Below are 22420 nucleotides of genomic sequence, written 5' to 3'. Positions count from 1 at the left end.
GAACAAGGTCAATGGGTATCCGTATTAGGTCCTTTTTCCGTTTCCTTCTACCGTCACTTTGGCTGGGATCTTTTTTTTGATAAAGTGCAGTATACGTTTCCGACCCAGTTGTTTTCTATGAAAAAAGGGGACATGGGGAGAATCGAACGCTTTAATTATCAGGAAAACCGAGAACAATTGGCTCACGTAAAAGAAGTGTACCAAGCGTATGCGCTTAAAACGAATGGAATGATGATACGCAGTGAAGAGTGGTGGGAACGTCTTGAAAAGAGACAATCGGATGCTTCGTTTGCCTTAAGTATTGACCACAATGGACAACCTCAGGGATTCATCCGTTACGTGATGAACGACTTAAGGTTTGAAGTGTTGGATCAAATAGCCCTTAATGTGTCAGCTGAAAAAGCTTTATGGGAATTTATTCGCGTGCACCGCTCTAATTTTACAGAAGTCAGCGGTACAGCAGCTGTTCAGCAATCATTTGGTAGTCAATGGGATGAACCCCAATTCAAAAAAGAGATCGTGCAGGACAGAATGATTCGAATCGTTGACGTTGAGCATTTTTTAGCGGCTTATCCTTTTCAAACGTTAACCAAGCGGCTATATCTGAAAGTAATAGATGCGTTTGCTCCATGGAACCAAGGGGTTTATGCCATTGATTCTCAAGGTGTGGTGAAGATAGTAGAACATGAAGTGGCACAAGAAGAGTATTTAGAGATGGATATTGCTAGTCTGTCATCGTATTTAGTGGGGTACCATGATCTTAAGTGGTACCACTACCACGAAAAAGCAATCGTTTCAGAAACTGTGTTAAATGAATGGGATCAAGCCATTCCCAAAGAACAGCCACAATTTTATGGGCATTTTTAAGTTTAAAGAAAAGAGGAAATAAGAATGAGAAGATTAGGCATTTCAGTTTATCCAAATCATAGTTCCGTTTCAGAAATCAGAGACTACATCGATTTGGCAGCAGGGTACAATTTCAAACGAGTGTTCACTTGTTTATTATCGGTCGAAGGAGATAAAGAAACAATCGTCCAAGAATTTACCGATGTGATCACGTATGCAAAAGAAAAAGGAATGGAAGTTATCGCAGATGTTAGTCCAAAAGTATTTGGCGAACTCGGCATCAGTTACAACGATTTGACATTCTTTAAAGAAATCGGCGCAGACGGCATCCGTTTAGACATGGGCTTTACTGGGAATGAAGAATCGATTATGACGTTTAATCCGCAAGACTTGAAAATTGAGTTGAATATCAGCAGTGGGACCAAATACTTAGATAATATCATGAGCTACCAAGCGAATGCAGCTAATTTAATGGGATGCCACAACTTTTATCCCCACCGCTACACTGGGTTGAGTTACGATCATTTCATCGAGACAAGCAAGCAATACAAAGCACATGGCTTGGTAACGGCTGCTTTTGTGAATTCGCCATCTGCTCATATTGGTCCATGGCCGGTTGATGAAGGGTTGTGTACGTTAGAAATGCACCGTGAATGGCCAATTGAGGTACAAGCGAAGCATCTATGGGCTACCGAAGTAATCGATGATGTGATCATTGCTAATGCTTTTGCCAGTGAAGCCGAATTGAAAGCCTTGAGCGAATTGAATCCTTACCAATTAACCTTAACATGCGAATTAGAAGCAGACGTTCCTGAATTGGAAGCAAAAATCGTTACAGAAGAATTTCACTTTAACCGTGGAGACGTATCAGATTACGTGATTCGTTCAACGCAAAGCCGTGTGAAATATAAAGGCCATGAATTCGTGCCATTCCACACACCAGACATGAAAAAAGGCGATATTATTATCGAAACGTCTTTATATGCGCATTATGCTGGCGAATTGCAAGTCGCCTTGCAGCCAATGAAAAACTCTGGCAAATCAAATATTGTGGGACATGTAGTGGAAGAAGAACAATTCTTATTGAATTATTTGAAACCATGGCAAAAATTTCAATTCAAACTAAAAACAATCAACTAAGGGAGACGAAGTAAATGGAAGAGTTAGAAATGATTATTTTTGATATTATTGGGCATGGCGGAAATGCGCGTGCATTAGCATATGAAGCCCTAGAAAAAGCACGTGCTGGTTTATACGAAGAGTGTGACCAATTGATGGAAGAGTGCAAAAAAGAAATGAACTTGGCTCACAATACTCAAACGAAATTGGTGCAAGATGAAATTCGTGGAGAAGACATCAAAATCAGTTTATTGTTGATCCATGCGCAAGACCAATTGATGACGTCAATGGCGGAACAAACCTTGATTATGCAAATGATTGAAATGCAAAAAGAATTGAACGCTTTAAAAAAATAAATGAGGTGAGAGAATGACCTTTGCAGTTGGAATTATGTCGGGTACATCATTAGATGGCGTCGATGCAGCGCTTGTAGAGATTCATGGAACCAATACGGATACAACCGTTAAGCTAGTCGAATTTACGACTTATCCATTAGGAAAAGGCATCATTAAAAAAATTAAAGAGGTCTTGTCGGTTGAAACATCTTCAGTCGACAAAATCTGCAGTTTGAATGTAGAATTAGGGTATGTTTTTAGTGAGGCCGTTAAAGCCGTTTGTAAAAAAGCAGCTTTTCCGCTTGAACAAGTCGATTTTGTAGCCTCACATGGTCAAACAATCTACCATTTGCCGGTACCTGGGGCTCATCAAGTAGCTTCAACGTTGCAAATTGGCGAATCAGCGGTTATTGCAGAAGAAACCAAGTCCATGGTCGTTTCTGATTTCAGGACCCGTGATATGGCAGTAAAAGGACAAGGTGCGCCAATCGTACCGTATTCTGAATTTGTCTTATACCGCGATACAAAGCGCACGCGCTTATTGCAAAATATCGGTGGAATCGGAAATGTGACGGTGATACCTGCTGGAGCACAGATGGAAGATGTTCTAGCGTTTGATACAGGACCTGGAAATATGATCATTGATGAATTGTGCCAACACTTTTACCAAGAAGCGTATGATGAAAGTGGGGCATACGCTGCTAAAGGGAAAGTCAATCAAGGCTTGTTAAGTGAAATGATGGCTCATCCATATATTGAAAGACCCTATCCTAAAACAACTGGACGAGAAGATTTTGGTGTGGAGTATACGGCTGCTTTGGTTAAAAAGTGGGGGACTAAGGTAATGCCAAATGATTTTATTGCAACGGCCACTCAATTTACTGCGCAGTCCATTGCGGTAAACATCTGTGATTTTGTCGATGACCAATCAGATTTGATTATTGGGGGTGGCGGAAGTTATAACGCTGTTTTGGTTCAAATGATCAAAGAGCAATTGCCTCATGTTAACGTGCTTATTCAAGAAGAAGTCGGTTTTTCTTCTGAAGCAAAAGAAGCCATTGCGATGACCATTTTAGCGAATCAGACCATTCATCATTTGCCAAGCAATGTGCCGAGCGCGACAGGTGCAAGAAAACCCGTTATATTAGGAAAGATAACGTATTATCATTAGATTGATTTCTTTGGAAATTTCCTGTATCTTTTGATTATACGAGGTGAAAGAGCATGGTAGGAAATAATATTCTAGGCCGGATAAAAAGCGTTCTTGATGATCTTCCTAATTCTGAACGGAAAATCGGCGAGTACATATTAACTTATCCAGAAGAAACGATAAAAATGACAACTTCACAGTTAGGAATAGCTGCAGAGTCGAATTCGACGGCGGTTATTCGGTTGTGCAATCGGATTGGTGTTAATGGTTTTACAAAATTAAAAGTAAATTTATCTGCAGAAATTGTTTCGGTGGATGAATCTGGCTATGCAGAAATAGAAGCTGAAGAAACGATTGGCACAATTAAAAACAAATTACTGACGAATGCTTTTAAGTCAATGGAAGAAACCATTTCATTGATGAATGAATTTGACATTGAACGAGTCATTGAATTGATTGAGTCAGCTTCTATGGTTTATGTTTATGGAGTTGGCAATTCGCGTATCATCGCTGAAAACATGGTTCAGAAGTGGAGTAGAGTAGGGAAAATTGTTATTTGTCCCACCGATAATCACCAATTGGTCTCTATGTTAGGCGCAGCTCCGAAAAATGCGCTCTTTTTTGGCATTTCTAACTCAGGAGAAACCAGGGAAATTATTGAGCTCATCAAATTAGCAAAAAAATGCTCTCTTAAAACTGTCGGGTTGACACAGTTTGGCCAAAATAGTTTAACCAATAAAGCGGACTATACGATCCAAACAGTAAAAACCATTGAATCTGACAGTCAATTCATCTCAAGTTCGTTGCATGCACAACTGATTGCAATTGATGTTTTATTTTACTCATTCTTGTCTAAGAACTATGTAGCCGGGACAGAAAGAATCAAACAATCAAGAGAAGAAATGAATCAGTATAAGAAGAGATAGTGAATAGCAATTAGCAGTATTTTTTAGTCTTAGTTAGTCTTAGTTAGTCTTAGTTAAATTAACTCAAGCTGGTTTTTGATTTTGAGTTAGTGCAATTTGCGTTAGTTTGACCAACTTATAGAAGCTATATATCTGAGTAGTCACAATTTGCGTTAGTTTGACCAACTCAGATGTGTTTTCTATCAGAGTAGTCACAATAAACGATAATTTGAGCAACTCAAAAAAAGATTTTAGTTGAGTAGAGTTAATCAAACTAAAAGAACCTACCTGCAATTAATTCATAGCGGTAGGTTCTTTGTTTTGTGTTCAATTAAGTAATTGTGATTATACTTTAGCATAACTCTTATTCGAAAAGTCCTTGATTTTCTAAACGAACTAGCATGTTATAGATGCCTTCATGATTATGACTATCAGTGGTGTAGTTTGCTTGTTCTTTTGCGTAATTCAGTGCATTACCCATTGCTACGGAATACTTTTTATTTTTGAACATGGAGATGTCGTTTTCGCTATCGCCAAAAACGACCACTTCATCTTGCTGGAAGTTTTGTTCTTCCATAATGAGATCTAGAGCATTTCCTTTGGTAATGTTTTTATTGGTGATCTCCATTTTACGTTCATCTGAAAATACGTATTCATATTGATCATAGATGGGGTGGTTTTTTAACGTATCCCGAACGAAAGACATATAAGAAGGATCTTGGACTACGGACATCTTGTTGCAAAAACTTGGCGTGCCTGCTAAAGTGCGTACCATATGTTGATTTGGGTATCCATCACGAGTATCACATAACCAGCCATGCATTCCCCCCATCCATGGGTAATCATCTGGAAGGCGCATTTCGCCACGGATATTTCGTTTTATAGTATAAATTTCATCGGGCAAATACGTATAAATTGTATCATCTTGACTGTATTGCAGTTCTACCGTAAAGAGCGAAAAGAAATCATTGAGCTCATTAATAAAAGAGCGTTCTAATAGACCAATTCTGTCACGTTTAGCTGTCTCCACATTATAAATGGAAGTGCCATTAACATCAATCAATAATCCAGCATGTTCATCCATATGTAACTTTAGAGCGTCAGGCAATAAGCGAATATAACTCCGTCCACTAGCTAAAATCAATTTTATGCCCTTAGCCTGAAGCTCTAGCAATTTGCTGAATGTTTTAGGTGCTATCTTATTATCAGAAGTAAGCAACGTTCCGTCCATATCACATGCGATTGCTTTAATTGTCACCGCTTTGTCCCTCCTTTTTTTGTAACAGCTAATGCTTTTCGGATTTTTTCTAGTGAGTCTTTATTTTTTGCTTCATCATGATACATCAATGCGACATATAGAATATCAATAATGGTTAAATAAAGAATTCGTGAAGTCAGTGTTTCCGATTGAAAAGCTGATTCTTCTGAATCTACAACAAACGATATACTTGAAAGTTTTACTAAATCCGTGTGGTGATTACCGGTTAAAACAATAATATTAACTTGATTGTTTCTTAAGATTCGAGCGACTTCAATGGTTTCATTAGTCTCTCCAGAGTGTGAAAATAGAAAAACACAATCGTTAGGGCCTAGCTTTGTCGCATAGCTCAGTTGCATATGGTAATCAGAAATGTAATTGCAGAGAAATCTTGTACGTAAAAACTTATGATAGCTATCTAACGCAATGACTGATGAAGCACCTTGTCCAAAAAAGTGAATTGTTTGTGAGTCATAAATTAGATTTAACGCTTGATTGATTCTTTCTTCATCGAGTGATCCAATCAAGTTATCTAGCGCAAGTTTATTCGAATAAACTAATTTTTGGGCGATAGCGTAGGAAGAATCTTCTTTACTAATATCCGAAAAAACCGTCAATTCATTTTTTCGTTCTTCTATGTTTTGAAAATTAGAAGCTACAGAAATTTTAAAATTGGGGAAGCCGTCAAAACCAATTTTTTTAACAAATTTGAAAATGGTCGCTTCAGACAGACCGGTGTCATCTGCTAAATTTGAAAGTGTTTTATTTACTACATCGTGTCCAAGTTTTATGAAATGGTCTGCGATTATTTTTTCGGTATCGTTAAAACTTTTTATATACGGCCGCAGTAGTTTTTCTAAATAATTATAAGACATATAGTTTCAGCTCCTCTTTAACACAGTATACTACATTTTTGAGTAATAAAAAATATTTTTTATAGTAAGCCTTTACAAATAAAAAATATTTGTTACAATTGAACCAAGGACAGATTAATAAAGGAGGAAAAAACTTGAAAGTTGGTATTATTGGTTTAGGGAAAATGGGTTTGAACTTAGCTTTAAACTTACAAGAAAATAATATTGAAGTTATAGGTTATGATGTTTCAATCCAAGCTCGCCAAAAAGCTGCCGAAAATCAGATAATTATCAAAAGCTCACAAGAAGAATTACTGCAAAGTTTAGAAGATAAGAAAATTATCTTTTTAAGTACACCTGCAGGGGCAATCACTAATTCATTAGTAAAAGCGCTATGTAATGAATTACAAGCAGAGGACATTCTGATTGATGGCGGGAATTCTTATTTCAAGGACAGTGTAGAAAATTACGAACTGGCTAAAGAAAAAGGAATTGGTTTTCTAGACTGTGGAACGTCAGGAGGAATGGAAGGTGCACAAGCCGGTGCCTGTCTGATGATTGGAGGAGACGCCGAAATCTTTCGCCAAACGGAGGAAGTTTTTGCTGCACTAGCTTGTGATCAAGGATACTTATATACAGGAAACGCTGGTAGCGGACATTATTTAAAAATGGTCCATAATGGCATTGAGTACGGCATGATGCAAGCGATCGGCGAAGGATTTGATATTTTAAATGCTGGTAGATACGATTATGACTTCGAAAAAGTAGCTGGCGTATGGAATCATGGATCGGTTATCCGTTCGTGGTTGATGGAGTTAGTAGAAGAAAGTTTCAAAGAAAATCCTAAATTAGATGATATCAAAGGCGTCATAGATTCAAGCGGAGAAGGAAAATGGACAATAGCTGAAGCGCTTGATTTAGATATTCCTGTTCCAGTCATTTCTAGCTCGTTATTTGCTCGCAATGCTTCAAAAATTGATGATAGTTTTTCTGCAAAAATTGTAGCAACTATACGAAATCAATTTGGAGGGCATGATGTTACGAGAAAGGAGGGACAGTAAGAATGAGTGGAAAGAATAGAATTGCCATCGTAAATTCTAGTAGTTTTGGAAAAATTTTTCCAAAACATTTAGAGCGCTTACATAAATTAGGAGAAGTAGAAAGTTTTACTTTAGATAGTAAGATAGATGGAAAAGCATTAGCTGAAAAATTGCATGGGTTTAATATGATCATTGCTAGCGTAACTCCTTTTTTCACTAAAGAATTTTTTGAGCATAAAGATGAGTTAAAGTTAATTGCAAGGCATGGAATTGGTTACAATAATGTTGATCTAGAGGCAGCGAAGCAACACAATACGATAGTAACGATTGTGCCTCCTTTAATTGAACGTGATGCAGTTGCAGAAAATAATGTAACCAATCTATTGAGTGTTATGAGAAAAACGAATTTAGCGTACCAGAGTGTCAAAAAAGATAAATGGGACGAACGAGCTCAATTTGTTGGTCATGCACTTGGGAGTAAAACGGTAGGCGTTATCGGAATAGGCAATATCGGAAGCCGAGTTGCTGAGATTCTTCATTATGGTTTTCGTTGTGAGGTACTTGGATATGACCCCAACAAAGATAAAGTTGAAATTGAAGCATTTGGTGCAAAGAAAGTAGAATTAGACGAACTTTTAGAAAAAGCTGATATTATCTGTTTATGTGCAAGTTTAAACGATGAGAACTATCATATGCTCTCTAAAGAAGAGTTTTCTAAAATGAAAGACGCGGTCTACTTATCGAATACTGCTAGAGGAGCCTTAATAGATGACGCTGCTTTAATACATGAATTGCAAAGTGGAAAAGTTGTCGGATTTGCGACAGATGTACTAGAAGTTGAACCAGGTCATTCAGATCATCCTTACCTTGAATTTGAAAACGTTATCATTACTCCGCATACTTCAGCATACACAATGGAATGTCTTGAAGGTATGGGAAATAAATGTGCAACGGATTGTGAGGAAATCACAAAAGGTCATCTACCAAAAAGCGCAGTCCAAAGTGTTAGCTCTTACTTAAAGTAAAAGGGAGTGAACAAATGCTGAATGATTTAAATGTGAAAGTCGGACCACAGTTTTATCGCTATAGTGAAGGTGCAATAGACAGCATTCCTGAACTGCTGCAAGAACATGCTGCTAGTCGGATATTGATTATGCATGGAGGCATTTCTTGGGAAAAAGCAAAGCCTTTCTTAACTAAAGTGATGAATCTAGATAAAGAAATTATTTACGAGCAATATAATGGGGAATGCAGTTATAACGAGGGTTACCGGATAGCAGAAATCATTAAAAAGAATAACGTTGATTTTGTCATAGGAGTCGGCGGCGGGAAATTATCCGATGTCGTTTTATATGCCAGTCATTTAACCAATACTCAATTTGGTCTTATTCCAACATTGGCAAGTAATTGTGCGCCTTGGGCCCCGCTTTCGGTTATGTATAAAGACAATGGTTTAGCGGAAGGCAAATCAGAGCACGTCAAGCGACAAGCTGCTTTCTTGGTTACTGATCCAGCGTTAGTGATTGATTCACCAGTGAATTACTTTATTGCTGGAATTGCGGATACACTGGCAAAATGGTATGAGTCAGACTTGATTTTGGAGCAAGAAAAGTTTAGTGACGAACCTTTTCCACAAATGGCGCGTTTTGCTGCTCGAATGTGCAAAGAAAAAGTACTGAAGGAATCTGAAAAAGCAATTAAGGATATGAAAGCACAAAATATCTCAGATGAATTTATTCATATTTCAGAAATTATTTTTGCTATCGCTGGTTTGGTTGGTGGATTGGGTGACAAATATGCACGAAATACTGCTGCACATGCTATCCATGATGCTATTTCAGCTTATTTGCCAGAGGTGCATGACTACTTACACGGTGAAAAAGTGGCTTATGGAATCTTTTATCAGCTAGCATTAGAAAAAAAATGGGCTACGATTGATGAATTAATTCCATTTTATGAATCGCTGCATTTGCCAAAATCATTAACAGAGATGGGTGTCTATCCTATGTCTGAAAGCACGTTGAAAAATATTATACAATTAATAAACAGCAAAAAGAAAGTTCATTTGCTGCCAGTACAAATAAATGAGGAAACCTTAACAACAGCTCTAATTGATTTAGAAAATTATATAAATAAATAAGGAGGTAATAAAGAATGGAAACATTAACTATATGGCAAAGTCTGATTATTGCGCTTTGGGTAGCTGCAATTATGTCAAGGTCATTTTTAGGTGGGGCTACGTTAACTCTACGTTTTTCTCCATTAATGACTGGTTTAGTAGTTGGGATTGTAATGGGGGATGTTGCAGGTGCAATGGTGATCACTGCAGCGATTCAATTGATTTACATGGGAGTATTTTCTCCAGGAGGAACAATGCCATCTGAACCATCGATTGCTGCAGCTATTGCAGTTTCAGTAGCTTTATTGGGAGATCTTACACCAGAGGCTGCTATCGCTGTTGCCGTTCCAGTAGGTTTATTAGGATCTTATCTTTACCAATTCCGCTTCTTCATCAATACGTTTTTGGGAAAAGCTACTGATAGAGCAGTTGAAAGTTTGAATCACAGTGCCATTTCACGGTCGGTTGTACTTTACCCAACAATTGCTTCGTTCCTTCTATTCGTGCCATTAGTGTTTATTGCATTATTCTGGGGAGCTCCAGTAATTGCGGATGTAATCACAACTTTAGAAGGTACAGTATTCTTACACATTCTTGAAGTTGTAGGTGGAGGATTAGCAGCCATTGGGATTGCTACAACCATTTATGTTATTGGACGTAAAGATTATATGGTATTTTTCTTACTAGCTTATTTTATCAGCGTAATCTTCAAAGATATCGGCATTACAATGGTAACTTACGCTATTTTAGGTACATTGGTTGCAGCGATATTCGTGCTTAGTCGTAATAATAGTGCAAAAGCATCTTCATCAGCTAGCTCAAATTCAACTAATGAATTTGATGATGATGACGATGATGATTTCTAAAAAAACAATGAGCGAAAGGAGAACTAAAAATGACTACTGACACACTAAAAACAGCTACAACTACTGATACAAAAGAAATGTTACCTGGAGAAATTACAAAAAAAGATGTTTCTAAAGCTTACTTAAGATGGCATTTCGCGAATGAGATTCCTCATTCATTTGAACGCTATCTTGCACCGTCATTACTATATGGTATGATGCCAGTTCTACGAAAATTATACAAAGAAGATGATGCTTTACGTGCAGCCTATAAAAGACAATTATTGTTCTTTAATACCCAATTAACTTGGGGTGGTGGAATCATAACTGGTTTAATGTCTTCAATGGAGCAAGAACGTGCGAAACAAGAGTACAACAATGAAGAAATAACAATGACAGATGATTTAATGTACAATACTAAGGCAGGTTTAATGGGAGCTTTATCTGGTATTGGTGATTCTATTGACTCAGGAACGGTACAATATATCTTTATTGCAATCGCTATCCCTTGGGCTCAAAATGGTTTGGCTTTAGGAGCTATCTTCCCGTTCATCTGTTTTGCGCTTTATCAAGTACTCATCGGGTTGTTCTTTGCTCGTCAGGGATTTGTTATGGGAAGAAGTGCGACAGGACTAATGCAAAGTGCAGGCGTTCAAAATGCGATTGAATTATTGTCAATTTTAGGTCTTTTCATGATGGGGATCCTGGCCGGAAATTACGTAACGGTTTCTTCTTCATTGGAATTTGCAATTTCCGGTAGGCCGTTTATCCTTCAGGAAACGCTAGATGCGATTTTACCTGGTTTATTGCCACTTGCAACGGTTATGGGTGTTTATTGGTACTATGTCAAGAAAGGGTTAAAAGTTACACGAGCATTATTATGGCTAACGTTGATTTTAGTTGTACTAGCTGCAGTTGGAATTTTATAATAAGAGAAACAAGTAGAAGGAAGGAAGTTGAAATTAATGGGCGTAGTAAACTTAGCGCGTGTAGATGAGCGTTTAATTCATGGACAAGTAATGCTGACACTTTCAGGACGTGATGGAGTAAATTCATTATTCGTTGTGGATGATGTGGTAGCAAAGGATAAATTTATGAAAGGGTTGTACAAAAGTGCTGGAGGTCGTACTGGTCAGAAAACGATTGTTATGACTCTAGACAAATGCAAATACTATTGGGATGAATTTGAGTTCAAAGAATACAGTTGTATTTTGATTTCCAAAACAGTAGATGTTATTTATGAGCTAGTGAAGTATGGTATTCCAATGACAGAAATAAATATTGGAGGCATTGCTCAAAAAAATGACACTGATTTATTGGTTACAAAATCAGTTTATTTAAATAAAGAAGATGCCTTAAAATTAAAAGAGCTGAATGAAGAGTATAATGTGGAAAATATTTATTTCCAAGCAACACCATCTGCTCCAAAAACAAATTTAAAAGAAGTTTTAGCAAAATTTAATTTATAATAAGTAAGGATGATTATTGATGGAACAAGATGAACAATTACAAGATTGGTATGTTCGCTATCATTCAATTTTTGGTAAGCGCTATACAAGAAAACGAAAAGATCGTTTTTTAGAAAGTTTATCAGCTGACATCCGTCAATTTCGAACAGATGTTGAGCTGGATACCTTTAAGTTGAATGAAAAAGATGCAGTGGAATATAAAAATCTTTATGTTGGCGATATAGGAAAAGCAAATACGATTATTTGTACCTATTATGATACCCCAGCCGTTCATCTTGGTCCGTATCAATTTTTCAATGTAAAAAATCGAGCAAAAAATACGATGCTGTTCATTTCCCTTTCTTCTGCTTTATACATTATTCTTGGGCTATTGTTCACCTGGAAAGTGGCTATGCCGGTATTTCAAATAAATTCATTAATAAGCATTTCTGCTCTGCTTTGCGTGTTGTTTTATATCCTGTATTTTTACTATTTGAAGATTGTAACTAGAGGATGGCCAAATAAGCATAATTTGATACGAAATACATCTTCCCTGTTAGTGCAGCTCTACTGCACAAAACAGTTTAAAAATAAACAGCTAGCATTTGCCTTTATTGATGCAGGTTGCACGAATAATGCTGGATTAGAAAAAGTCATGAACCAGAGTAATGCAACTGTTTATATGCTAGATAGTGTTGGTTCAGGAGAAAAATTGTATCAAGTGATGAGCAATCGTACATTAGCTATCTCTAGTGACTCAGTAGAGACAGTTATCTCTGGTGATGTCACAAATGATCGCTTGCTGTATGTTATTAGTGCTAACAAAGAAAATGATCATTTTACGTTGAGTAAAAAAGAGTTGCAACAGAATCAACTGGGTGACACTAATATGAATGAAGTAATCGATTTTTTGAAGCAACTAGTGGGGAGGAATTTTAAATGATTGGAATGATTATTGCTACTCATGGAGAGATGAGTAATGGAATAGTCAGTGCAGCCGATTTGATTATTGGAAGTACAGATAATATTAAAACATTAAACTTGTTCCAAGAGGATGATGTTCAAGACTTAAATGGAAAATTTTTAAAAGAAATCAAAGCTGTAGATCAGAATGAAGGAATTATTATCTTCGTAGATTTAGCAGGCGCTAGTCTGTATAACCAAGCTGTTTTAGCTGTAAATTCACTTGCAGATGAACAAAAGAAAAAAATTCACGTAGTTGCAGGGGTTAATTTACCAATGGTGATTGATGCCATCAATCAACGAATGATTGATGCTTCAATAGAAGATGCAGTTGCTTCTGTAGTCAATGTAGCACAGCAAGGAATCGTGACTTGGTCAGCTGAAGATACTGATGCAGATGACGAAGATGAAGACGAAGAGTTTTAAATTGAAGAAGCAAATAATCCCATACTTATACAAGTAATTTGTATAAGCATGGGATTGTTTTTTTGAATCGACCAAATTGATAGAATAGTTGACAGGGAAGGACTGATTGAGGCAACTCAAAGTAGCATTTGATTTGAGTTGACTCAATAGGGTTAAGTTCAATCGACTAAAAAGCAGTTATCATTTTGAGTGGGCGCAATAAACGTTAATTCGACCAACTCATAAAGGTTTTTCTTTTGGGAAAGAGTAATTGGCTTTAGTTCGATCAACTAAGAAAATAAACTCCATTGACCTGACTTAATCTGATTCATCTCACGAATAAGAAGCTCTGGACAGTGGAAAGGGAAGGACTGATAGAGTCAACTCAAAGTAGAAATTACATTGAGTTGACTCAATAGGGTTAAGTTCAATCGACCCAAGATCAGATATCATTTTTAGTGGACACAATAAGCATTAATTCGACCAGCTCGCAAAGGTTCTAGTTTTAGGAAAGAGTAATTGGCTTTAGTTCGATCAACTAAGAAAATAAACTCCATTGACCTGACTTAATTTGATTCACCGCACGAATAAGAAGCTCTTTTTTATTCATAATAAGAACCATTTGTGGCTCCACAAATCTTGTAGTTTTTTACTAATATCTTTCGAGTTCTTTTCATTGAAATTGTGGCATCAAGCCAGTCATACATCATAGAAGTGATTACTTTAGAATCAAAAAAGAGCAGTTTGAAATCTTCTATTTGACGTAAAATTATAGCTTCTAAAGAAGAAGTGTGCCCGCAAGCAATACAGAAACAGGTCCGTTGAGTGATACGTAAATCCTGGCAGGCACAATTGATGCACCATAGTCCTTTTTTTAGTGAATCATAAGAATAAAGCGGTAACTTTCGTTGAAATGCAGATTCACTCTGATGCTCATTTATTAGTTTATCGGCAAGATGGTAATGTTTTTTCGACAGTGGTAATTTATGGCGACTCATTCGAGAAAAATGATCTCGAATTTGAGTAGGAAAAATGATTGGACTGACAGTTGGAGTATTGTAAAGAGTAAAAGTAGGATTCACAAAAATGAGTGTGGACTCAAATGGAAAACTGATATTCCATTTGCACAACAATTGACGCATCTTGATAGAAGTTTCGTCTAATTTATTTAACGGATTTCCAATTTCTTTACCAGAAAATGTCAAGAAGTGATGTGAGTTGAATTGGAAATTCCCTTCATAATTTTTGACCTCAAATAGCAAAATTTTGTCACCTGTTAGAATCATTGAATCGACTTGAAAGGTGCTTCCTTTTTCTGTAAACAGCAAGTCATTTAATATTAATGCATCTAACTCTAAATGATTTTCTAACAGCGAATCAAATAAAACCTCTCCTTCAAATCCCTTTTGCATATTTAACAAATGTTGAATTTCGTCATCAGGAAGTACCATCCGTTTATCCAATGCTTCCATAGCACACAAATAGTTCGATTTATTTCGATTTTTAACTACTATCACAATTTTCGCCTCCTCATTATTAAAGTACGCAAAAATAAGAGGACAATTCACTTATCTGAAATCTAGGCGTTCTATTCGTCCAAGTTCCAAAGGTATGTTATGATTTACTTAAAGATAGAACGTTTGGAGGAAAGAGAATGGAAATGAACCTTTATCGAAACATCAATGTGAAAATCCCAGAAGAAATGACCATTACTTTACAAAAAGCTTATGAATCAAGTGAAATTCCGCAAAAAGGCGATTTCATTAAAGATTCAATGTTTGTTGATCCTGATGAAATTGAAGTAATCGAGGTTACAAAAAATGGAGATACGTATAGTGTTCATTTAAGACCGCTAGAAATTAGTTATGCGACAGATGAACACAATAAAAATATGGTCAATGCGTATAAAGCAAATGGCTGGACAAGCGATACTTATTAAAAAAAGAATAGACTGCTAACGGCCATTTAATATAAGGCAGTTAGCAGTCTATTCTTTTGGAAAGTAATATAAATCAGTGAGAGCTCACAGTTGGTTAAATTCGATTGACTCTGGTCTTGACAGCTGCTTCTTGTACGGCTTTAGCAACGGCAGGGCAGACTCGTGGGTCTAAAGCATCTGGAATCACGTAGTCAGCTTTTAGCTCATCAGCGGTTATTAGAGAAGCAATCGCATGAGAAGCTGCGACTTTCATAGCTTCATTAATATCAGATGCCCGGACGCTGAGAGCCCCTTTAAATACTCCTGGAAAAGCTAAAACATTATTCACTTGATTAGGAAAATCACTGCGCCCAGTTCCTATGACAGCAACGCCAGCTTTAGCCGCCAGTTCAGGCATAATTTCTGGAACGGGATTGGCCATGGCAAAAATAATAGGATCAGTTTTCATGTTTTGAATCATCTCTGGTTTGAGAATATGGGCAGCGGATACGCCAATGAAAACATCGGCATCTTTTAAAGCTAAGGTCAAGTCCCCATGCTGATTCGTCAAGTTGGTTACATTGGTCATATGTTGTTGTTCATTGTTTAGATTAGGTGTGTCATTAGCAATAATACCGTGTTTATCAGCCAAAATCAGGTTCCTAACACCAAAATTTAACAGGTGTTTTGCGACAGCGATTCCGGCTGAACCAGCTCCGTTTACAACGACTTTTATGCTGGTAAAGGATTTGCCAACTAATTTTAAGGCATTGATCAATCCGGCCGCAACGACGATGGCAGTTCCATGTTGGTCATCATGGAAAACAGGGATATCCAGTGAGGCTTTCAAGCGGCGTTCAACTTCAAAACATTCAGGAGCTGCAATATCTTCGAGGTTGATGCCGCCAAAACTCCCACTGATTTGTTCGATCGTTTGCACAATGGTATCGACGTCTTTTGATTGGATGGAAATGGGAAAAGCATCGATATCGGCGAAGGATTTAAACAAAACGCATTTGCCTTCCATCACCGGCATAGCCGCCGCCGGACCAATGGCGCCCAATCCAAGCACGGCAGTTCCGTTAGTAATGACCGCTACTAGATTATTTTTACGTGTCAGTTCATAAGCTTTATCAGGGTTATCTTCAATGGCTAAGCAAGCTTCGGCTACTCCAGGAGTATACGCGAGGGCCAGATCTTCTCGGCTATTGAGAGGGACACGGCTAGTAATTTCAATTTTTCCATTCCATTCGTAGTGTTTTGCTAGAGCTTCTTTTTTATTATCCATGGTTATCCCCCTTACTGTTCAAATGGGAAGCGGTAATCGGTCAATCCAGCATCATCGCGGATCGCAATCAGTTCTTTTTGAACGGGTTCACTAACGGGTAGACCCGTTTTTTTGCGTTCTTGCCAAATCAAGTATTCTTTTTCACCAGCTGTATAGATTCGTTCAGCACCGGGAGCTTTTTCGGCAGCTCGCAGTTCACGCATAATATCGCCGGTCGTTTTCTTGAAGCTTTCTAGCCCCATAAAGGCTTCCGTATCAATGGCAATGAAAAAGTGACCTAAATGGAATTTTATTTTTTCACCGTTTTCTCCAATTCCGGACAGCATACTCAAAAAATTACCTTGTTGTAAAGCAGCCGAAAGAACTTCCACAATCGTAGCGTAGCCATAACCTTTATAGCCGGAAAGATTTTCTCCAATACCACCCAATGGAGCAAGAGCAGCTTCACCAGATTGAAGAGCTTTCAAGATTGTTGGAGAATCGGTCATAGTAGAGCCGTCATGAGCAATAACTGTACCGGCAGGAGTATCTTTGCCTTCACGTTCATAAAGTTCGATTTTGCCTCGTTGAATGATGGAAGTAGCACAGTCTAAGGTGAATGGAAAAGCTTCATCTGTTGGAAAGCTGACAGTCAATGGATTCGTACCCAATTTATTTTGCACACTGAATGTTGGAGCAATTGAAGGTCTGGCGTTCGTTCCGCTCATGCCAATACAGCCAGCTTCAGCCGCCATATCGGTATAATAACCGGCAATCCCAAAATGAGTCGAATTCCTTACTGCGACCATGCCCATGCCATATTGTTTAGCTTTATCAATGGCCATTTGCATCGAACGGTGGGCAATGACTTGTCCCATGCCGTCATGTCCATCGACTACAGCAGTTGTAGGTGTTTCACGTACAATTTCAAATTCAGTGATTGGATTCTGGATTCCTTCTTTGATTCGATCGATATAGATGGGTTTAAAACGATTTACCCCATGACTTTCAATTCCTTTTTTATCTGACTGCAATAAAACATCGGTACAGATTTTTGCATCTGCTTCAGGTATTCCATAGGCCATAAAAGCTTTCTCAACAAACTCGGTCAAAAATTTCCATTCAACAAAACTTGACATAGTAACTTCCTCCTCGGTATATTTTTTGTGAAAAAACGAACAAACCACAATGAATTGAAAGCGATTTCTGAACGCCTACAGTTTAGCACAAAACGCTAAGAAACTCAATTATTGAGAGGGTTAAGGAAAGTGAATTCTTAAATGGATAACTCAACAATTTGGAAAAGCTTTACAAATCTCATTAGTCGTTTACGAATTAAGCTATCTTTGTTGAAAGAAACAAGCAACTTCAAAAAAGGATTAGTATCAACATTATTAGCGGGAGCGTTACTTGCCGGATGATTAGCTGGTAAAGTAGTCGATCAATCGACCAGCGGCAATATTCTAAGCTATTATGTGGATTGTTCAGGCGTAAACCTTCAAGTCGACGAACTGTACCGCTCGTTTAATTTATTTAAAGTTGGCGAAGAGGTTCATTTAAGCTTTGAAAAACGCAACTGCCTTGAAGTATAATGAATGAAACAAGCAACGTGTATTCGTGAAAGCAGCTGCACGAGCTGTTTTTTAAGGATACTTTTTTAGTTAAAGAGGAGGAGAGCAAATAATGGTTATCTATGATCAGCATATGCACACGTATTTTTCACCAGATGCATCTGAAACCTTTGAGGCGTATCTTAAGCAAACAACTGGCCCCATCGTAACGACTGAACACTTAGATTTTCACGACTGCTACAATGGCGGACAAGATTCGGTACTGAATTATGATGACTACAGCAAAAAAATCAAGCAACTGAATACCCAATACGATAACCGCATACGAAAAGGTATTGAAATAGGGTACACCAAGGACTCTCATCAACAGATTGCAGATTATTTAAAAGGAAAAGAGTTTGATGTGCAATTGTTAAGTGTGCATCAAAATGGTGAATATGATTTTTTACAGCCCGTTGTAAAAGAAAAAGAAGCTCACGACGTGATGGACGAGTATTTTTCGTTGTTACTGGAAGCACTTGAGAACTTTCCCACAGCCAATGTACTCAGTCATTTTGACTATGGCATCCGCTTATTTGATGTTTCGGTAGAAGACTTGCAAGACTATCAAGAGGTGTTAAAAGCGGTCTTACAAAAAGTCATTGACAACAAAATGGCTTTTGAATTAAATACACGCAGCATGTACCAATACGGAAATGTCGCTCTTTATGAGCAGATGATCAGCTGGTATCTAGCATTAGGCGGATCCTCTTTTTCGCTAGGCTCGGATGCACACTCGATCGACTATTATGGGTTTTATTTTGGTGAGACCATGACATTGTTGGAAAAGTATAACATTTCTAAGGTGACGGTTTTTGAACAACAAAAACAGAAGGAATTGACATTAGATTCATTGAGGAAATAAGTACATATTAAGGGATAAATGGAAAGTGAACGATAAAGTACATCGATGTAACTAAATACAAAAAAACTGCCAATAAATTTTCATTGGCAGTTTTTTTGCGTCTAGCTTACTGTTTAATGCGCTAAGATTTCAGCTTCTATTTTATCAATAGGGTAATTCGAGTAAAGGTTAAAAAAGTTTTCAGGATCTTTGATAACTAGTTCTTTTAAGTTTTGTTTATTCAAACTATCAAAAATGGCGATTGCGCGATCGATAAGCCCAGGTTCAGAAACGTCACCGGTTTTTGTCATACAGACTTCTTTGCGGACCAATGCAATAGCCCACATGATGTGAGATTCTGTGCGCACACTTTCTTCTTCCAGTTGCTTGATGTAAAACAACGCTTGTTCGTATTTTTTATCAAGTAGAAGCAAGTTCGTTACGTGCAGCAGAAAATTGATTTTTAACGTTGTTGCTTCTTCAAAATGGGGGTATTGAGCTAAAGTTTCTAAAGCTCGATCGGTAAATAGAGCAGCTGTATTACTGTCAAATAAGTACAAAATACTATTGATAATATGCAATTCAGCTAAGTACCAGCTGTCTAAATTTTCCATACGTTTCCAAACGTTTTGAGCATAACCTTTAGCCTTAGTCAAATCTTGTTCAGCTAATAAGACCGCATACCCGCGACAAGCATTTAGAATATCTAAGGTCAATTGATCGTAACGTTCTTTGACCAATGTCTCACCCTTATTAATAATCTGGTTGACCGATTCACGCGTTAGATTTTTTTCTAATTGCTTAAATAAATGGAGAATCGTTTCTTTTTCGCCTAATTTACGGTCATTTAAAATAAAAATGAACTCTTCATGAGACATATCCATGTGATCCAATATAGCAAGATATTTAGAAAGAGTAGGGGTAATATCATTACTTTCAACTTTGGTGTAAGTTGAACGAGCCATTTTATGATCCGAAATTTCTTGTTGTGTATAGCCTTTATTTTCTCTGATTTTCTTAAGTGTTGAGCCGATGGGAACGTTTATGTCTAACATTTGAAAGCCTCCTAAAATAGTCCTGTTATTATTGTAACCTTTTGTAAAAAAACAAGGTGTACTAGCTATACTTATTGAAGAAAAGGATTCAAGTTGAGATCAGCCAACGAATCCAACGATTAAATTGTTTATAGGAAGTAGGGATGACGTATTTCGAACATAGAAGAATCAACCAAACCAACATCTCTTCAACAAAAACAATATTTTTATATCGTTAAGGGAAAAGACAAGACAATTCGACTGGAGATAGAAAATTCCGACGTATTAATAAATGCCGATGGTGTACTAGATTGTCCAATTGATACGGTATTGCGTAAGAACAACTATGCATTTGATGATTTAAATAGTTGGATAGCGAAAGAAATTCAGTTCATTGTTGTGAAGAATGGTGTTGACCACATCCTTCACACGATTCATTTAAATGTAAATCTTTAAATGATTCATATTAGTTTAGCATGAAAAATCAAAAAAAAGATTAAAAATTCATAAAAAGTAATAGCTGTAATTGAATTATGAACAAAAAATGACAAATCAAAATATCTTTTTAAATCAAAGACAAAAGAAGGTCATTTCGTTTGGAGAAGTAAGTGGTTGTAGTACTTTTTTAAGTGTATAAAAAGAATAATTATACAAGAACAACAAGTGCTATTAAGTGAGAACTGCATCAAAAAGAATGATTGCTGAAAAGTGAACGACTCCATTTTTAGGAATCGTTTTTTTATTGAATACATTATTGTTTTTTATAAACAACTTAATTTAAAAGAAAGATAGCAACAGATCTTTTTTTTAACTATTTGCTCCCGGAATTGTTCTGTTTCTCTTATTTCAGTGCTACACTAAGAAAAAGAGAGATGAATGAAAAGAGAGAATAACGTGGAAATTTTAGATCGAACAAAAGACGGCTTATATTATGCAAAGCAAGTACAAGATAAAAAAATCTCAGCCAAAGATTTAATAGAAGAATCGTTTCGAATCATTGAAAAAGAGAATCCAGTACTTAATGCAGTGACACATATGCGAAAAGAAAAGGCACTGGCTGAAGCGGAGACACGTGATTTTTCTAATCAAGTATTTGGAGGCGTGCCGATTTTACTAAAAGGGATAGGCCAAACTTTAGCAGGAGAGCCTAATACTTCGGGATCTTATTTGTTAAAAGAGGCAGTTGCTCAAACAACAAGTCATTATGTAAGAGCTTTGGAAAGAGCCGGTTTTGTAGTAATTGGACAGACAAATGTCCCCGAATTTGCCTTTAAAAATATTACTGAACCAGAACTTTATGGACCAGCACGCAATCCTTGGAATCTAACTCATACACCAGGTGGTTCGAGTGGCGGAGCTTCAGCAAGTGTAGCGGCTGGAATGGTGCCAATTGCTGGAGCAAGTGATGGTGGTGGATCGATTCGTATTCCTGCTTCTTTTACGGGATTAGTGGGTTTAAAACCGACTCGCGGGCGTACGCCAATTGGTCCTGGTGTTGGGAGAAGTTGGCAGGGAGCATCTGTAAGCTTTGCGTTAACCAAATCGATGCGGGATACAGCTGCGATGTTAGATGCGTTACAAGTTTTGCAACCGGCTGCGGCCTTTCAAACACCTTTATTTGAGCCAGGTTATTTAAAGACACTCCTTTATGCGCAACCAAAGACTTTTCGTGTTGCGTTCTCACTTGAATCGCCAATTGGCACAGCTGTAAGCGAAGAAGCCAAAAGAGCGGTATTGAAAACGGTCAAGTGGCTTGAAGCGAATGGGCATCAAGTGACCGAGAAAAAGCCAGACATTGATGGAATCAAATTAATGAAGTCGTACTATGTGATGAACTCTGGTGAGACGGCAGCTATGATGGTAGGCATTGAAGAAAGTCTGAAACGACCCTTGACGATCGATGATATGGAATTGGGCACTTGGGTACTGTATAATGCTGGGAAATCTACGTCAGCTGCCAATTATTCCAACACGCTAGCGACATGGGACCAAGCAGCTGAAGTGATGGCGGACTTTAATGAAACCTATGATTTGTATTTGACGCCAGCTACTGCAGATGCTGCTCCAGAAGTCGGTGTTCAATGGCAAGACGAGTTCGTTCTTGACCAAATGCGCCATATCGGGGAGTTTTCGATGGCTCAGCAACAGCAAATTATTTGGGATATGTTTGATAAAAGCCTAGCGATAACGCCATTTGGGATGCAAGCTAATTTAACTGGTCAGCCTTCAATTAGTTTGCCTGTTCATTTAACAGACAGTGGATTACCTTTAGGAGTACAATTTACCGCCCCAAAAGGCAGAGAAGATTGGTTATTGCTGATAGGCCAGGCATTAGAAGAGGATGGACAATTTAGTTAATAGCCTAAGGGGTTCAAGGATCGCTCGGTCCCTTTTAGCTTGTCTAAAAAACGGTTTATTAACCTAACGAGTACTAGCTTGGTAGGTTAATTTTGTCTATTT

General features: G+C 37.5%; 22 protein-coding genes and 1 pseudogene. 17 read left to right on the top strand and 6 right to left on the bottom strand.

Translation table 11 applies throughout. The annotated features are described in order from the left end of the window. The 5 genes from CAT7_RS10275 to CAT7_RS10255 form a co-directional block, all read left to right on the top strand. The coding region (locus tag CAT7_RS10275) for a GNAT family N-acetyltransferase (RefSeq protein WP_007725359.1) at window positions 1–867 on the top strand (867 nt) is incomplete at its 5' end. Window positions 868–891: 24 nt separating this feature from the next. Then, window positions 892–1986, top strand: a complete 1095-nt coding sequence (locus CAT7_RS10270) for a DUF871 domain-containing protein (RefSeq protein WP_007725358.1) — start codon at window positions 892–894, stop codon at window positions 1984–1986. A 14-nt stretch (window positions 1987–2000) separates the two neighbouring features. Further along, window positions 2001–2321: a PTS lactose/cellobiose transporter subunit IIA gene (locus tag CAT7_RS10265; protein ID WP_007725357.1), complete on the top strand. Its 321-nt coding sequence runs from the start codon at window positions 2001–2003 to the stop codon at window positions 2319–2321. Window positions 2322–2334: 13 nt separating this feature from the next. Beyond that, window positions 2335–3471: an anhydro-N-acetylmuramic acid kinase AnmK gene (anmK, locus tag CAT7_RS10260; RefSeq protein ID WP_007725356.1), complete on the top strand. Its 1137-nt coding sequence runs from the start codon at window positions 2335–2337 to the stop codon at window positions 3469–3471. A 53-nt stretch (window positions 3472–3524) separates the two neighbouring features. Continuing rightward, window positions 3525–4376 carry a MurR/RpiR family transcriptional regulator gene (locus CAT7_RS10255; RefSeq protein WP_007725355.1) on the top strand — a complete coding sequence of 284 codons (852 nt, stop codon included), beginning with the start codon at window positions 3525–3527 and terminating at the stop codon, window positions 4374–4376. A gap of 343 nt (window positions 4377–4719) precedes the next feature. On the opposite strand, the gene CAT7_RS10250 is transcribed toward CAT7_RS10255, so the two are convergent. Both CAT7_RS10250 and CAT7_RS10245 read right to left on the bottom strand, forming a co-directional pair. Next, window positions 4720–5613 (bottom strand): Cof-type HAD-IIB family hydrolase, encoded by an 894-nt coding sequence (locus CAT7_RS10250; RefSeq protein ID WP_007725353.1) that lies wholly within the window; start codon window positions 5611–5613, stop codon window positions 4720–4722. After that, complete coding sequence (locus CAT7_RS10245) at window positions 5610–6488, bottom strand: MurR/RpiR family transcriptional regulator (RefSeq protein ID WP_007725351.1); 879 nt, start codon at window positions 6486–6488, stop codon at window positions 5610–5612. The genes CAT7_RS10250 and CAT7_RS10245 overlap by 4 nt, the downstream gene beginning before the upstream one ends. 134 nt (window positions 6489–6622) lie before the next feature. Between CAT7_RS10245 and gnd the strand changes: the two genes are divergently transcribed. Genes gnd through CAT7_RS10205 form a run of 8 tightly spaced genes read left to right on the top strand, consistent with a single transcriptional unit; the run spans window position 6623 to window position 13308 of the window. Beyond that, window positions 6623–7528, top strand: coding sequence for a phosphogluconate dehydrogenase (NAD(+)-dependent, decarboxylating) (gene gnd / locus CAT7_RS10240; RefSeq protein ID WP_007725349.1), 906 nt, complete (start codon window positions 6623–6625; stop codon window positions 7526–7528). A 2-nt stretch (window positions 7529–7530) separates the two neighbouring features. Continuing rightward, window positions 7531–8532, top strand: a complete 1002-nt coding sequence (locus CAT7_RS10235) for a D-isomer specific 2-hydroxyacid dehydrogenase family protein (protein WP_007725340.1) — start codon at window positions 7531–7533, stop codon at window positions 8530–8532. Between the two features lie 14 nt (window positions 8533–8546). Further along, window positions 8547–9647 carry an iron-containing alcohol dehydrogenase family protein gene (locus tag CAT7_RS10230; RefSeq protein WP_007725333.1) on the top strand — a complete coding sequence of 367 codons (1101 nt, stop codon included), beginning with the start codon at window positions 8547–8549 and terminating at the stop codon, window positions 9645–9647. 14 nt (window positions 9648–9661) lie between these two features. Beyond that, window positions 9662–10492 carry a PTS mannose/fructose/sorbose/N-acetylgalactosamine transporter subunit IIC gene (locus CAT7_RS10225; protein WP_007725331.1) on the top strand — a complete coding sequence of 277 codons (831 nt, stop codon included), beginning with the start codon at window positions 9662–9664 and terminating at the stop codon, window positions 10490–10492. Window positions 10493–10521: 29 nt separating this feature from the next. After that, window positions 10522–11400, top strand: a complete 879-nt coding sequence (locus CAT7_RS10220) for a PTS system mannose/fructose/sorbose family transporter subunit IID (protein ID WP_007725329.1) — start codon at window positions 10522–10524, stop codon at window positions 11398–11400. 36 nt (window positions 11401–11436) lie between these two features. Beyond that, window positions 11437–11940, top strand: coding sequence for a PTS system mannose/fructose/N-acetylgalactosamine-transporter subunit IIB (locus CAT7_RS10215; protein ID WP_007725325.1), 504 nt, complete (start codon window positions 11437–11439; stop codon window positions 11938–11940). Between the two features lie 19 nt (window positions 11941–11959). Beyond that, window positions 11960–12862: a hypothetical protein gene (locus CAT7_RS10210; protein WP_007725323.1), complete on the top strand. Its 903-nt coding sequence runs from the start codon at window positions 11960–11962 to the stop codon at window positions 12860–12862. Next, complete coding sequence (locus CAT7_RS10205) at window positions 12859–13308, top strand: PTS sugar transporter subunit IIA (protein WP_007725320.1); 450 nt, start codon at window positions 12859–12861, stop codon at window positions 13306–13308. Before CAT7_RS10210 ends, CAT7_RS10205 begins: the two co-directional genes overlap by 4 nt. Window positions 13309–13889: 581 nt before the next feature. Here the strand turns inward: CAT7_RS10205 and CAT7_RS10200 are convergent. After that, complete coding sequence (locus CAT7_RS10200; protein ID WP_007725318.1) at window positions 13890–14804, bottom strand: nuclease-related domain-containing protein; 915 nt, start codon at window positions 14802–14804, stop codon at window positions 13890–13892. A 137-nt stretch (window positions 14805–14941) separates the two neighbouring features. On the opposite strand from CAT7_RS10200, the gene CAT7_RS10195 reads away from it, so the two are divergent. Next, window positions 14942–15226 carry a hypothetical protein gene (locus CAT7_RS10195; protein WP_007725316.1) on the top strand — a complete coding sequence of 95 codons (285 nt, stop codon included), beginning with the start codon at window positions 14942–14944 and terminating at the stop codon, window positions 15224–15226. A 94-nt stretch (window positions 15227–15320) separates the two neighbouring features. Here the strand turns inward: CAT7_RS10195 and CAT7_RS10190 are convergent, their stop codons facing one another. Both CAT7_RS10190 and CAT7_RS10185 read right to left on the bottom strand, forming a co-directional pair. Further along, a complete protein-coding gene (locus CAT7_RS10190) occupies window positions 15321–16493 on the bottom strand; it encodes an NAD(P)-dependent malic enzyme (protein ID WP_007725315.1) in 1173 nt (390 codons plus the stop codon). Window positions 16494–16504: 11 nt separating this feature from the next. After that, window positions 16505–17611, bottom strand: coding sequence for an Ldh family oxidoreductase (locus tag CAT7_RS10185; RefSeq protein WP_007725313.1), 1107 nt, complete (start codon window positions 17609–17611; stop codon window positions 16505–16507). A 294-nt stretch (window positions 17612–17905) separates the two neighbouring features. Between CAT7_RS10185 and CAT7_RS12715 the strand changes: the two are divergent. Continuing rightward, window positions 17906–18064, top strand: a pseudogene (locus CAT7_RS12715) (hypothetical protein); the annotation flags it as partial. A gap of 91 nt (window positions 18065–18155) precedes the next feature. Next, window positions 18156–18947, top strand: a complete 792-nt coding sequence (locus CAT7_RS10180) for a histidinol-phosphatase HisJ family protein (RefSeq protein WP_007725308.1) — start codon at window positions 18156–18158, stop codon at window positions 18945–18947. A gap of 113 nt (window positions 18948–19060) precedes the next feature. Here CAT7_RS10180 and CAT7_RS10175 read toward each other — a convergent pair whose 3' ends face one another. After that, window positions 19061–19981 (bottom strand): helix-turn-helix domain-containing protein, encoded by a 921-nt coding sequence (locus tag CAT7_RS10175; protein WP_007725307.1) that lies wholly within the window; start codon window positions 19979–19981, stop codon window positions 19061–19063. Between the two features lie 873 nt (window positions 19982–20854). On the opposite strand from CAT7_RS10175, the gene CAT7_RS10170 reads away from it, so the two are divergent. Continuing rightward, on the top strand, window positions 20855–22318 hold the full coding sequence (locus CAT7_RS10170; RefSeq protein WP_007725305.1) for an amidase: 1464 nt from the start codon (window positions 20855–20857) through the stop codon (window positions 22316–22318). Window positions 22319–22420 lie beyond the last annotated feature (102 nt).

The sequence above is a fragment of the Carnobacterium sp. AT7 genome (assembly GCF_000171855.1).
GTDB lineage: Bacteria > Bacillota > Bacilli > Lactobacillales > Carnobacteriaceae > Carnobacterium_B > Carnobacterium_B jeotgali.
This window is presented reverse-complemented; position numbering and strand designations above follow the sequence as displayed.